This is a genomic window from Chryseobacterium sp. ON_d1 (assembly GCF_006829085.1).
Taxonomy (GTDB): Bacteria; Bacteroidota; Bacteroidia; order Flavobacteriales; family Weeksellaceae; genus Chryseobacterium.
The window spans coordinates 93,494-107,645 of record NZ_BJTC01000010.1; the positions used below are offsets into that span (position 1 = coordinate 93,494).

Consider the following 14,152-nt stretch of genomic DNA (forward strand, 5'->3'; position numbering starts at 1 on the left):
TCATGACTTTTTAAGATATTTAACCTTTATAAAAAAAGACTGCCGAAACAGTCTTTTAATTATTCTTTATTAAAATAGGAATACGGCTATTTAAACTTCTTTTTTTAAGCTTAAAAAGAATAAAACCGATAAAAAGCAAAAGGCTGATTCGTAAATTAAGATCGATCTAGATCTGATCTTGCAACTTTATCATTTTGCCAGCTATTGTATTTTCCAGCTCACTCCAAACATGAAATTTGTTCCTGCCTGTGAAAAATAATAAGGCTGTCCTTCATAAACAGATCCGTTATTCACGTATTTCTTGTTGAACAGGTTATTTACCAACAGCTTTAAGGCAATTTCATTATTGGCTATTTTAAACTGATATTGAGCGTTGAAATCCGTCAGGAAATAATCTTTAAGCTGAAGGTTTGCATCTTGTGTATTGTCGAGATATTGCTTTCCGACATACTGATTCATTAAAGCAAACTGGAAATTTTTTGTAGGATTGAATTTCAAGCTTACATTGGCAATAACATTCGGTGAGAAAGAGATCTGGGTATTTCCAAGACTTTTAGGCACATCACCATTTTGAATATTGAAGTCCTGATTTCTGTTCTGGCTTAGTGTTACATTTCCGGAAACCTCCCATTGCCTGGATAGTTTAGCCAAAGCACCGAGCTCAACTCCTCTTCTATAACTTTTTCCTGAGTTTGTTCTGATAAATGCTCCTACATTGTTAAGCTCTCCGTTCAAAACCAACTGATTAACATAGTACATATAGTATACATTCGCGGTAAATGACAGTATTCCAAACTGTTTTTCAAAACCTGCTTCAAAGTCATGAAGCTTTTCAGCTTTCACATCATTATTGGCCATCAGGTCATCTCTGTTCGGTTCGCGGTGAGCATGAGCATAGGAAAGAAATATTTTACCTCCATCTATTTTGTAATTCACTCCGGCCTTAGGATTGAAGAAGAGCCAGTTTTTACTTAGATCGGCTCCTTCACCATCTCCTGCCATCAGGATCTTGGTATTATAGTTAATTTTTCTGAGCTGTAAATCACCAAAAAACTCAAAGTTATCTACTCTGAATAATGCTTTTGCAAAACCCGAGACTTCATTTTTCACAGAGCGGTTTCTGTAATATTCACTTTCATCAATCTGAGGAAAAAATACACCGGTAACATTTCCGTAATGTCTCCCATAGTATTGGTTGGCAACTGCTCCAATATTCACATCCAGGTTTTCGAATTTTCCGTACAACGTGGAAACTACCCCATAAAAATCATTGTTCAGCCATTTTTTTCTGATAAAATCGGAATATTTTACAGTTTCTCCATCTACAATTATATCAGGAAGGTTATACCTTGAAAAAGGGTTTCCCTGTTTATAATTTTCGTAATATCCTTTTCCTTTTGTATAATGAAATGTGGTTTCAAGATTCCAGCGGTCACTGAATTTCTGTTCCCAAAGTAACTGATAATGGTTTTGTCTGTAATTATCAGTTTCGTTGTCATAAAAACCAACAATATTTTCCCAATTGGCATCATAAATGGCTCCCGAAATATTGAATTTCGGATCAGTTTCCCAGGTTTTACGGTCAATCCCGTTCCAGGCCTGATAGGTTTTTTCTTTTCCTCCGAAGGCCATTAAGCGCAGTTTTGTATTTCCTTCTTCAAATAAAGCCGTAAAGTTATAGGAATGTAAATTTGAGGAAGCCCTGTCAATATAGCCGTCAGAATGAATATGCGTATATCTTCCCATTACGGAAAGACGGTTTTTCCAGAACTTTCCAGAACCTATTTCTGCTGAATATTTGTAGGTATTGAATGACCCATAGCTGTCGTCCGTTTTAAAATAAAACTTTTCTTCCGGATCTTTAGAAAGCACATTAATACTCGCCCCAAATGCGGAAACACCATTATTGGAAGTTCCTACCCCTCTCTGAATTACAATCTGCGATGCAGAACTGGTTAAGTCCGGAACATTGACAAAAAAGGTTCCCTGGCTTTCTGAATCATTGTATGGAACACCATTCATCATTACATTGATTGCACTTCCCGAAACACCACGGATCCTGAATCCGGTATATCCGACTCCGTTTCCGGCATCTGAAGTAGAAATAATGGAAGTTTGGTTTTTCAAAAGAATAGGAAGATCCTGACCCAGGTTTTTTCCGTCTAAATCTTTCTGTACATTGATGATCTCCTTGGCTACCGGTAATCTTTTGGTAAAGTTGACAGCCTCTATTTCCCTTACTTTCAGGGAATCTTTATTCTGAGCCTGGATAAAGGCTACAGAGCCTATACTAAGCCCTAAAAAAAATAATCCTTTCATTCTATAAATCTTTAACATTTAATGAATAAAAGGGGTCGAGCAATAATGTAACAATTTTATTAATTTAACAGTCTAGCAATGAGAATTGGTATATTGTTATACTGTTTCATTGGTACATTTTCAATTCCCTAAACAGCATTACCTGTTCCAGGTTCATTGGGTATAATCTCAGCCTGTTAAAGCACCCCTTTATTTCAGCGGCAAAATTACAAAAAATAATATGAATGTAAATTCGGACTGCGGGATCCGGGATCTGGGATAAAAAATTTCACGGGAAACAGAAGTTATGAGATGAATCAATCATCAATCATCAATCATCAATCATCATTCATCATTCATCATTTATAATTTATAATTTTCTAGTACGTTTTATTGTTTGCATCTATATAATAGTAATGCTGGCCATCTTTTGTTACTTCAAACATTTTACCCAGTTTCCAGCTGAAATTCCTTTTTATATTAGCATATTCAAATGGTATGATAATCTTATTGTTAACATCAATAACACCGAATTTATCATTATTGGAAGCAATAATCATGGGGTTGGCCACATCATCTCCTTCCAGAATAAACAGATACTGATATTGGGGATAGATCTGATACTGTCTGTAATCAGCAGCATTTACAAATTTTGATTTTTCAATGATTCCGTAAAAGCCGTTCAGAATATACGCTTGAAACAACTGCTGTTTATATTCTTCGAATTTACATTTTCCGAAATCTGCTTCCTTGAACTGATATACCCTTTTCCCGGACTGGTCTATCCGGTAAGAAATCATATCTTTTTCTACTGTAGCATACTCTTTTGTTCCGAATTTTCTTACTTTCTCATTAGGTGAATTCAAAAGATTACAGTCTTCATAAAAAAATACAGCAATATGATATTCGGGCTGAATAATAAATTTCCCGTTTTGGTTGACATATCCGAAATGATCGCCTTTCTTTTTAGGAATCAAAACCGGGATATCTTTATTGATCACCACCAGATCAGGATTGGGCTTATTGGTTTCTGTAATTTTTTTTACGGTATTTTTTGTTCCTTTCTTCGCACTACCTTTCTTCACAGATTTAGCCTGCGAGAAAACGAAAATCGAAATAAAAACACATAAAATATTCAGTATATTTTTCATATCCGGCATTTGTTTACAAAACTTCTGCCAAAAATAGATATTATAAAATTCATATTTATAAAGAATCTAAATAATTTCATCCTTATAAAATTCTAAAATTTCGTAATTTTGGGAACATTTTGAAATGTTTGATAATTTTAAAAAACTTTTAAAAAAAGTGTAGATTATGCTGACTTTATTCGGTTAATGTTGCGTCAAAATGCGAGAACTCAAAATGTCATTAACTGTATTTATACAGACCGGTAAAGAAAAAGCAGGGCTACCTTTAATTTTGAAAGACCTTCTATTATGAGTATTTATAAGGATTACATCAAAGAAATTGAAGAAAGAAAAACCCAGGGGCTTCATCCAAAGCCGATTGATGGTGCTGAATTACTAAGCGAAATCATTACACAAATTAAAGACTCAGGTAATCCTGACCGAGCGGATTCTCTTAAATTTTTCATTTATAACACATTACCCGGAACAACAAGTGCAGCGGGAGTGAAAGCTAAATTTTTAAAAGAAATTATTCTAGGTGAATCCGTAGTAGAAGAAATTTCCCCGGCATTTGCCTTTGAACTATTATCTCATATGAAAGGCGGACCTTCTATTGAAGTGCTGCTGGACCTTGCTTTAGGGAGTGATGCAGCTATTGCTAAAGAAGCGGCCACTGTTCTTAAAACACAGGTTTTCCTTTATGAAGCAGATACTACCCGTCTGAAAAATGCGTATGAAAGCGGTAACGAAATTGCCAAAGAAATCCTTGAAAGCTATACAAAAGCGGAATTCTTCACCCAGCTTCCTGAAGTTGCTGAAGAAATCAAAGTCGTAACATACATCGCCGGTGAGGGAGACATCTCTACAGATTTACTTTCTCCAGGTAATCAGGCCCACTCGAGATCAGACCGTGAACTTCACGGTAAATGCATGATCACTCCACAGGCCCAGGAAGAGATTAAAGCTTTACAGGCACAACATCCTGATGCAAGCGTTATGCTTATTGCTGAAAAAGGAACCATGGGCGTAGGATCGTCAAGGATGTCAGGAGTAAACAACGTTGCTCTTTGGACAGGAAAACAAGCCAGCCCATATGTACCATTTGTAAACATTGCTCCTATTGTAGGAGGAACAAACGGTATTTCTCCGATCTTCCTTACGACAGTAGACGTTACCGGAGGTATTGGGATCGACCTTAAAAACTGGGTAAAGAAAGTAGATGAGAACGGAAACCCTGTTCTTAACGAAAACGGTGAACCCGTTCTTGAAGAAGCTTATTCTGTAGCAACAGGAACTGTTTTAACAATCAATACAAAAGAAAAAAAATTATACAACGGAGATAAAGAACTCATCGACCTTGCCAAATCTTTCACTCCGCAGAAGATGGAATTCATCAGAGCGGGTGGTTCTTATGCCATTGTATTCGGTAAGAAGCTACAGACATTTGCCGCTCAGCTTTTAGGAATTGAAGCACCTTCTGTTTTTGCTCCATCAAAAGAAATTTCTCACGAAGGACAGGGGCTTACCGCTGTAGAAAAGATCTTCAACAGAAATGCTGTTGGAGTCACTCCAGGAAAAGTATTACACGCAGGTTCAGATGTTCGTGTAAAAGTAAATATTGTAGGTTCACAGGATACCACAGGTTTGATGACTGCTCAGGAATTGGAATCTATGGCTGCAACCGTAATCTCCCCTACTGTAGATGGAGCTTACCAGTCCGGATGCCACACCGCTTCTGTTTGGGACAAAAAAGCTCAGGCTAATATTCCGAAGCTGATGAAATTCATGAATGAGTTCGGTCTGATTACAGCCCGTGACCCGAAAGGTGAATACCATGCCATGACTGATGTTATCCACAAAGTTCTTAACGATATCACTGTAGACGAGTGGGCTATCATTATTGGTGGTGACTCTCACACAAGAATGTCAAAAGGTGTCGCTTTCGGAGCTGACTCAGGAACTGTTGCGCTTGCATTGGCTACCGGTGAAGCATCTATGCCAATCCCTGAATCTGTAAAAGTAACCTTCAAAGGAAACATGAAAGAACACATGGATTTCCGTGATGTGGTACACGCAACGCAGGCTCAGATGCTGAAGCAGTTTGGAGGAGAAAATGTATTCCAGGGAAGAATCATTGAGGTTCACATCGGAACACTTCCTGCTGACCAGGCATTCACCTTTACAGACTGGACGGCTGAGATGAAGGCAAAAGCTTCGATCAACATTTCTGAAGATAATACATTAATCGAATCACTGGAAATCGCAAAAAACAGAATCCAGATCATGATCGACAAGGGTATGGATAACCACAATAAAGTTCTTCAGGGACTAATTGATAAAGCCAATAAGAGAATTGAAGAGATCAGATCAGGAGAAAAACCAGCCCTGACTCCGGATGCAAACGCTAAATATTATGCTGAAGTAGTTGTAGATCTTGACGCTATCGTTGAACCCATGATTGCTGACCCGGATGTAAACAATGAAGATGTTTCCAAAAGATATACACACGATACCATCAGAGATCTTTCTTACTATGGAGGTGAGAAAAAAGTAGACCTTGGTTTCGTTGGATCTTGTATGGTTCACAAAGGGGATCTTAAGATTGTTTCTCAAATGCTTAGAAACCTTGAAAAACAACAAGGAAAAGTAGAATTTAATGCACCACTTGTAGTTGCAGCTCCTACATATAATATCATTGATGAATTAAAAGCAGAAGGAGACTGGGAATTATTAGAGAAATATTCCGCATTTGAATTCGACGACAATGCTCCAAAAGGAGAAGCGCGTACAGAGTACAAAAACGTCATGTACCTTGAGCGTCCGGGATGTAACCTTTGTATGGGTAACCAGGAAAAAGCTGCTAAAGGAGATACTGTTTTAGCAACTTCTACCCGTCTTTTCCAGGGAAGAGTTGTTGAAGATTCTGAACGTAAGAAAGGAGAATCCCTGCTTGCTTCTACTCCGGTTGTGGTATTATCTGCAATTATCGGTAGAATTCCTAGCATCGATGAGTATAAAGCAGCCGTTGAAGGCATTGATCTTACAACGTTTGTACCGTCTATTAAAGAACTGACCAGTACAAGCGCTCACTAAGAGAATTAACAAATAAGTCGCAAGACTTTTGAAAACTATATAATTGAAAGATTTTAGTCCTTTAGGATTTAAGATCTTTCAATTTTTTGTTTAGAATGTTTCTATTTTAAGTTAAATACGATTTTTTTTCAATATAACCTGAAAAACGAAATCTATTTTTTCTTAAATTGAAAGTTATAAAATCTCTTGATTTTATAGTCAAAATCATTCCTATTAATGGACAATAGGAACGTTTTTTGATGTGTAAAGAAATAGTTTTTCTTTTTTATCATCAAAGAATGAGACTTTACAGACAAGAACAAAATTAAATACGATATGACTTTTGATATTGATATGATCAAAAAGGTATACGAGCGTTATCCTGAAAGAATTGCAGCAGCAAGACAAATCGTTGGAAAACCTCTTACCCTTTCAGAAAAAATCCTTTACACCCACCTTTGGGAAGGAAATGCTACACAAGCACATGAAAGAGGGAACTCTTATGTAGACTTCGCACCAGACAGAGTAGCGATGCAGGACGCCACAGCACAGATGGCACTTTTACAATTCATGCAGGCAGGAAAGGCTAAAGTAGCTGTTCCTTCTACTGCGCACGCAGATCACCTTATCCAGGCAAAAGTAGGTGCTGATAAAGACTTACAGGAGGGGATCAACAAAAACTCCGAAGTATTCAATTTCTTAAGTTCTGTATGTGATAAATACGGAATCGGGTTCTGGAAACCGGGAGCAGGGATCATTCACCAGGTAGTATTGGAGAACTATGCTTTCCCAGGAGGTATGATGATCGGTACTGACTCTCACACAGTAAATGCCGGAGGGCTTGGAATGGTCGCCATTGGTGTAGGAGGTGCTGATGCAGTAGATGTAATGGCCGGAATGGCCTGGGAGCTTAAAATGCCTAAACTTATCGGAGTAAAATTAACCGGTAAAATGAACGGATGGACTTCTGCAAAAGACGTCATCTTAAAAGTAGCAGGGATTCTAACGGTAAAAGGAGGTACAGGATGTATCGTAGAATATTTCGGGGAAGGAGCAGAATCTCTTTCAGCAACCGGTAAAGGAACTATCTGTAACATGGGTGCTGAAATCGGGGCTACAACTTCTACTTTCGGATACGATGATTCTATGAGAAGGTATCTTGCGGCTACCGGAAGACAGGACGTAGTAGATGCCGCTGATAAAATTGCCGAACATCTAACAGGTGATGCTGAAGTATATGCCAATCCTGAACAATATTTTGACCAATTAATAGAAATCAACCTATCTGAGCTGACTCCACATTTAAACGGACCTTTCACTCCGGACTTGGCAACTCCGGTTGCTGAATTCAGAGCTAAAGCTGAAGCTAACGGATGGCCGCTGGAAGTTGAATGGGCTCTTATCGGTTCCTGTACCAACTCTTCTTATGAAGATTTATCAAGAGCAGCTTCAATTGTTGAAGATGCTGTTTCAAAAGGAGTAAAACCTAAAGCTATCCTGGGAATCAACCCTGGTTCTGAACAGGTGAAATTCACTGCAGAAAGAGACGGTTTCTTAGATTCTTTCAGAAAATTCGAAAACGCAAGAATCTTTACCAACGCTTGCGGACCATGTATCGGACAATGGGACAGAGAAGGAGCAGAAAAAGGAGAGAAAAACTCTATTATCCACTCTTTCAACAGAAACTTTGCCAAAAGGGCTGACGGTAACCCGAATACCCATGCTTTTGTAGCTTCTCCGGAAATGGTTGCTGCGGTTGCGATATCAGGCAGACTTGATTTCAATCCAATTACAGATACATTAACTAACGAAGCCGGTGAACAGGTAAAACTTAATGAACCTAAAGGGTATGAACTGCCTTCAAAAGGTTTTGCAGTAGACGACAACGGATATCAGGCTCCATCAGAAGACGGCTCTAAAGTTGTTGTGAATGTAAGCCCAACTTCAGACAGACTTCAGTTATTGGAAGAATTCCCTGCCTGGGATGGTAAAAACATTACAGGAGCCAGAGTACTGATCAAAGCTTTCGGAAAATGTACTACCGACCACATTTCTATGGCGGGGCCATGGCTGAAATACAGAGGTCACCTGGACAATATTTCAAACAACATGTTGATCGGAGCGGTAAATGCTTACAACATGGAAACCAATAAAGTTAAAAACGAATTAACCGGTGAATACGGTGAAGTTCCGGCAGTACAAAGAGCTTACAAAGCGGCGGGTATCCCAACCATCGTTGTAGGAGACCAAAACTATGGTGAAGGTTCTTCAAGAGAACATGCTGCGATGGAACCGAGACACCTTGGCGTGAAAGCTGTACTGGTAAAATCATTTGCGAGAATCCACGAAACCAACCTTAAGAAACAAGGAATGCTGGGAATCACTTTCGCAAACGAAGCAGATTATGACAAAATCCAGGAAGACGACATCGTTAATTTCTTAGATCTTGATCAGTTCGCTCCGGGAAAACAGCTGACTCTAGAGTTCATCCATACAGATGGAACTAAAGATATCATCATGGCAAACCACACTTACAACGATCAGCAAATTGATTGGTTTAAGGCGGGTTCTGCTCTGAACCTGATCAAACAACAGGAAAAATAAGATTAATTGTTAGATTAATTAATATAAGGCGGCTTCAGTTGAAGCCGTCTTTTATTTTAAATGTCTTTAAATTTTCCTTTGCTGAACTTTGTGGGTACATACTCCAAACCTGTAAGGTTTAGCTCTCATATGTATATTATGATATTCTATCAAGAAGACCTGCTCTATAGCTTTCTCCAATAGGAATCTCATAATCAGGAAGAATCACTTTTTTAGCCCCGATACTTTTCACTTTATCCAGATTGACAATAAAAGATTTATGAATCCGCACAAATCTTTCAGGAAGCTGGTTTTCCATTGATTTAAGGGTATCAAGAACAATAAATTCATTATTTTCCGTCCGGATATTGACATAGTCCTTGATACTTTCAACGTAAAGAATCTCGTGAAAGCCTATGCGATGCTTTTGTCCCGAAGACTTTACAAAGAAATGAGTATTTTCTTGCTGTGAAAAAGAAAAACGCTCCTGAGCCTTTAAAACACTTTTTTGAAATCTTTCAAAAGAAACAGGTTTCATAAGGTAATCCACTACATTATGCTCATACCCTTCCAGTGCATATTCCGAATAGGCTGTTGTTAAAATATATTTTTGATTGGTTCCTACAATTTTCATAAAGTTGATCCCTGTAAGTTCCGGCATCTGGATATCCAGAAAGATAAGGTCAGAATCATTTTTCTGCAGATATTCCAAAGCCTGAATAGGATTTTCTGTAGAAAAAACCAGTTCCAGAAAAGGTATTTTTTCCACATAATGCTCGAGAAGAGAAATTGCCAATGGCTCGTCATCAACGATAATGCATTTTATCTTATTCATCCTTTAAATCAATTTTTAAATCTACAATAAATTCTGTTTCCGAATCCCGGATTTCAAGCTGATGCTTAGGATATAATATTTCCAGCCTTTTTTTCACATTCTGAATTCCAATTCCTGAAACAACATCTTTCATTTTCTGTGTTTTATAATTAAAAAGATAAAAATACAGTATCTTGTCATTATCTGATATTTTCATTTCAAAACCCTTATCACGGAAATCTCCATGTTTAAAGGCGTTCTCTACAAAAGGGACCAGCAGCATGGGTGAAATCTTCAGATGAGGATGCTGAATATTTTTCTCTATGATTAACAGTTCAGGGTTTCTGATCCTGAGTTTCTCCAGTGCAATCAGACTTTCAATATATCCAATTTCCTTATCCAGAGAAATCGAGTCTTTTTCAAGGTCTTTCGTGCTGTATCTCAACAACTGCCCAAGCTCTTCTATAGCGGGAAGCGCTTTATCTGACTTCTGATAGACAAGTGAATAAATATTATTTAATGAATTAAAAATAAAATGAGGATTGATCTGGGTCTTAAGGGCCTGAAGCTCTGCCTGTTTCTTTTCGATCATAAGCTGCTTTTTATCATTTTCAGCCACTCCATATTTCTCCAATATCCATAGAATCCCGGCAATGAAAGTAGTGAGAGAGCTATTGTATATATTATCAAAAAGATAGTAAAGAAGTCCTGTATTTTCATCATAGTTTCGAAAACCAAGAGTAGAAGGCAGAATAATTTCTTCTAAAGCATATCTCATCCCGGCAAAACATAGCAGAGTCAGTACAAAAACGAAAACTGCCGAATACAGTTTTTCAAGTTTAAAAACTTTTGGGAAAATAAAGAAATACGATATATAAAATGTAACAATTTTCACAATAAAGAAAGTGACCCTCAGAATGTGTACTTCCCGACGGTTAGTTTCCGGAACAAAAAAATTAGGCGTAATGACAGTTCCTATGAAATTGAAGCCCCAGTAAATAATTTGAAGCCAGATAATTTGCTTTTTATTCATATTCAAATATAAATCTCTAAAGGCATAATTCATCAATTGTTTTCGACAAAAACCTGTTTTTTTCCGACGAAATTTATTTGATACACAGAATTCTGCACTTCATCTAAAAACAGTTTTACTGATTGATTACAGCCTGTATTTTTGCAGAAGAAATGTAATATAAATATCATTCAATCTGTCATTTATAATATGGAAAAACACATTTTATTTATCGCTACCCTGATTTGTTCTTTTTCAGCAGCACAAACCAAAGACACCGCCAATGTCAACAAAATAGAAGCGGTTACAGTGAATGGTAAAAAGGTACTGATAGAGCGTAAAGTAGATCGTCTTGTCTACAATGTTCAGAACTCTATGCTTTCACAGGGAAGTTCAGGAACTGAGGTTCTAGCCGGCACACCTCTACTGCAGGTAGATGAAAACAAAGGACTGCTTTCCATAGCAGGGAAAAATGGAGTCTCTGTAATGGTCAATGACCGAATGCTGAATCTTTCCGGGACTGAACTGATCAATTATCTGAGAAACCTGCGTTCCGAAAACATATTGAAAGTTGAAGTGATTACCACACCACCTGCTAAATATGAAGCTCAGGGAAACAGCGGAATTATCAATATTGTTCTTAAAAAAAATCAGAATCTTGGATGGAGTGGCTATCTGACCACAAATTATACCCAAAAGACTTATGCTGCTTTCAGTAGCGTGGCAGGGGCAAACTATCAGAATGAAAAGATCAAAGCTTCAGTAAAAATCCAGGGATATGACGGAGACAAAAGATCGGTAGAAAATTATAAGATAATCGGCCAAAGTTCTTCCGTCAGCAGGGATGAAAGACGGGATATGAATGACGGATTGGGACTGAATGTTAATGTTGATTATTCTCTTTCCAAAAATTCCAATATCGGATTGGTTTATGATATTTCGAAGGGACATTCCAATATGGATATCAACTCTAAACAAAACTATTTTACCGACAATACTCTTACTTTACAAACAGATACGGATTCCAGGCATCGTTCTTCTTTTACTTCACAGATGCTGAATTTATATTTTGATCAGAAATTCGGAGAACATAAGCTAAGCCTGGGAGCCAATTATTATGGAAATCTTCCGGATACAGAGGTAAATTTTACCACAAGTAATGTCGCTAACAACTCAACACAGACCGTAAGAAATCTTTCTTCTGTAGATTACAAGATCCATTCAGCGCAGGCAGATTTAACGTTGAACTTCAAAAAAATACAGCTGGAAACCGGAGCAAAATACAGCCGGTTTTCTAATAATTCAGACATCGGATATTTTAATTTTATCAATGGTGATTACCTTATAGATCCTTCGAGAAGCAATCTTTTTGATTATAATGAAAAGAATTATGCTGCCTATCTGAGTGCCAGTAAAGATCTTGGCGAAAAATGGTCTGTGAAAGCAGGACTCCGCTACGAATATACACAAACCAACGGATTTTCCCCTACTACACAATCGCAGTCCGAAAATAATTATGGTAAGTTCTTCCCAACAGCTTATTTGTCTTATAAAGCCAATCAGGATAATCAGTTCAGCGTTAATTATTCCCGGAGAATCAACCGCCCTTATTTCCGGGCTTTGGATCCGTTCCGATGGTATTCCAATCCGAACTCGTATTATTCAGGAAATCCAAGCCTGCAGCCTTCTTTCAATCATAATATAGAACTTAACTATATGTTCAAAAATAAGTTTTCGGCCAATCTATACTACCAGAGAACCATAAATAACTTTGATCAGATCACATTCCTGACAGGGATTAACCTCGTTAGTACATTCGAGAATTACTATAATCAGGATAATTATGGTATCAATCTGAATTACACGGATACTTTCTTCAAAATATGGGAAAGCAATATTTCAACTTCGTTCAGTTATAATGAAACTCAGATTACAAGATTCAATCTGGTTCCTAAAAACGGACAGTCGTTCTATTATTCACTCAATAATACATTTCAATTAAATAAAGCTAAAACGTTCATGTTATTTGTTAACTACTGGCATAATCTTCCTTCCCGTGACGGATACACCGCTGTAAGGAACAGAGCGAGCCTTGATGCTGGAATAAAGATGAGCTTTGTGAAAAAAGCACTTCAGGTTAACCTTTCGGTGAGTGATATTTTTAAACAGTCCGGATATAAGGGAGATATGTATTTTACAGATAATACACAGTCATTCAACAACTACTGGGATGCCAGAAGAATGACACTCAGCATCACTTATAATTTTGGAAACCAGAAAATCAAATCCAATAACAGAGCGGTGAATTTCGAAGAAAAAAACCGCGCACAATAATAATTAACAGTAATTTAAAAAATAAACTCATGAAAACTTTTATTTACATCCTTCTTGTATGTCTTTCTACATCAGTAGTTGCTCAAAAAAAACCTTCAGATTATTTTAAAAATCCAAAGACAAAAGTCCTTGTGGTAGGCACCTTTCATTTTGATTATCCTAATCTGGATGCTCATAAAACCAATAAGGAAGATCAGGTAGATGTACTCTCTCCTAAAACAGCAAAAGAAGTCACAGAACTTGTAGAATATATTAAAAAATTTAAGCCGACAAAGATTGCGATAGAAGCCTGGCCAGGCTGGAACGCCAATCAAAAGCTAAAGGAATACAACGAAGGCAAACACCGTGACAAAAGAGATGAACGTTACCAACTTGCCATGAGACTAGCCAGTGAACTTACAATAAACGAACTATTCAGCATTGACGCAGAATCTGTTCTGGATGATCTTGAAAAACATTTTGGGAAAACTGATTCTGCATTTTTTAAAAGTCTTAGTAAAGATTATGATTTCAGAAGTGATGACCCTATCTCCCAACAGTTTATTGCTTTCTACAAGAGTTCCGAGCCTAAAAATTTTAAATCTCTTTTGGACACTTTTACTTATATGAATTCCAAAGAAAGCCATCAATATGGATACGGAGCCTATTTGAGCGGCGATTTTAAACTGAGAGAACATGACGGTGCAGATATGCTTGCGCTTTACTGGTACAGCAGAAACCTGAGAATGTTCCGTAATATTCAAAACATTCCTCACAACACTGAAGACAGAATTCTTGTGATTGCCGGAAATGGACATGCCGCAGTATTAAGACAGCTTTTTACCTCTTCCGCAGAATATGATTTCACTGAGTTTTCTTCACTGAAATAAATAAAAAGACAGAGATTGAACCTCTGTCTTTTTTAATCAA

8 protein-coding genes and 1 riboswitch are annotated in these 14,152 nt (G+C 37.4%); of the genes, 4 read left to right on the top strand and 4 right to left on the bottom strand.

Translation table 11 applies throughout. The features are described from left to right. Window positions 1-201: 201 nt before the first annotated feature. Both CRS_RS16345 and CRS_RS16350 read right to left on the bottom strand, forming a co-directional pair. Window positions 202-2,319 (bottom strand): TonB-dependent receptor, encoded by a 2,118-nt coding sequence (locus CRS_RS16345; RefSeq protein ID WP_142725088.1) that lies wholly within the window; start codon window positions 2,317-2,319, stop codon window positions 202-204. Between the two features lie 107 nt (window positions 2,320-2,426). Then, a riboswitch (TPP riboswitch) is annotated at window positions 2,427-2,518 on the bottom strand. A 160-nt stretch (window positions 2,519-2,678) separates the two neighbouring features. Beyond that, entirely contained in the window at window positions 2,679-3,449 is a 771-nt protein-coding gene (locus CRS_RS16350; protein ID WP_228451280.1) for a WG repeat-containing protein, read from the bottom strand. 288 nt (window positions 3,450-3,737) lie between these two features. Between CRS_RS16350 and CRS_RS16355 the strand changes: the two genes are divergently transcribed. Both CRS_RS16355 and CRS_RS16360 read left to right on the top strand, forming a co-directional pair. Next, the gene (locus tag CRS_RS16355) at window positions 3,738-6,521 is read left to right on the top strand and encodes a bifunctional aconitate hydratase 2/2-methylisocitrate dehydratase (RefSeq protein ID WP_142725090.1); all 2,784 of its coding nucleotides are present in this window, start codon (window positions 3,738-3,740) and stop codon (window positions 6,519-6,521) included. Window positions 6,522-6,836: 315 nt separating this feature from the next. Then, a complete protein-coding gene (locus CRS_RS16360) occupies window positions 6,837-9,104 on the top strand; it encodes an aconitate hydratase (RefSeq protein WP_142725091.1) in 2,268 nt (755 codons plus the stop codon). Between the two features lie 136 nt (window positions 9,105-9,240). Here CRS_RS16360 and CRS_RS16365 read toward each other — a convergent pair whose 3' ends face one another. After that, window positions 9,241-9,918 carry a LytTR family DNA-binding domain-containing protein gene (locus CRS_RS16365; RefSeq protein WP_142725092.1) on the bottom strand — a complete coding sequence of 226 codons (678 nt, stop codon included), beginning with the start codon at window positions 9,916-9,918 and terminating at the stop codon, window positions 9,241-9,243. After that, window positions 9,911-10,930: a sensor histidine kinase gene (locus CRS_RS16370; RefSeq protein ID WP_142725093.1), complete on the bottom strand. Its 1,020-nt coding sequence runs from the start codon at window positions 10,928-10,930 to the stop codon at window positions 9,911-9,913. The genes CRS_RS16365 and CRS_RS16370 overlap by 8 nt, the downstream gene beginning before the upstream one ends. Before the next feature lie 189 nt (window positions 10,931-11,119). On the opposite strand from CRS_RS16370, the gene CRS_RS16375 reads away from it, so the two are divergent. Continuing rightward, window positions 11,120-13,243, top strand: a complete 2,124-nt coding sequence (locus CRS_RS16375; protein ID WP_142725094.1) for an outer membrane beta-barrel family protein — start codon at window positions 11,120-11,122, stop codon at window positions 13,241-13,243. A 29-nt stretch (window positions 13,244-13,272) separates the two neighbouring features. Next, the gene (locus tag CRS_RS16380) at window positions 13,273-14,112 is read left to right on the top strand and encodes a DUF5694 domain-containing protein (protein ID WP_142725095.1); all 840 of its coding nucleotides are present in this window, start codon (window positions 13,273-13,275) and stop codon (window positions 14,110-14,112) included. The last annotated feature ends 40 nt before the right edge of the window (window positions 14,113-14,152 follow it).

What these genes read in the sequence shown, in the direction of transcription:
- CRS_RS16345 (WP_142725088.1), bottom strand. Translation starts at nt 2,319, where the DNA reads ATGAAAGGATTATTTTTTTTAGGGCTTAGTATAGGCTCTGTAGCCTTT.
- CRS_RS16350 (WP_228451280.1), bottom strand. Translation starts at nt 3,449, where the DNA reads ATGAAAAATATACTGAATATTTTATGTGTTTTTATTTCGATTTTCGTT.
- CRS_RS16355 (WP_142725090.1), top strand. Translation starts at nt 3,738, where the DNA reads ATGAGTATTTATAAGGATTACATCAAAGAAATTGAAGAAAGAAAAACC.
- CRS_RS16360 (WP_142725091.1), top strand. Translation starts at nt 6,837, where the DNA reads ATGACTTTTGATATTGATATGATCAAAAAGGTATACGAGCGTTATCCT.
- CRS_RS16365 (WP_142725092.1), bottom strand. Translation starts at nt 9,918, where the DNA reads ATGAATAAGATAAAATGCATTATCGTTGATGACGAGCCATTGGCAATT.
- CRS_RS16370 (WP_142725093.1), bottom strand. Translation starts at nt 10,930, where the DNA reads ATGAATAAAAAGCAAATTATCTGGCTTCAAATTATTTACTGGGGCTTC.
- CRS_RS16375 (WP_142725094.1), top strand. Translation starts at nt 11,120, where the DNA reads ATGGAAAAACACATTTTATTTATCGCTACCCTGATTTGTTCTTTTTCA.
- CRS_RS16380 (WP_142725095.1), top strand. Translation starts at nt 13,273, where the DNA reads ATGAAAACTTTTATTTACATCCTTCTTGTATGTCTTTCTACATCAGTA.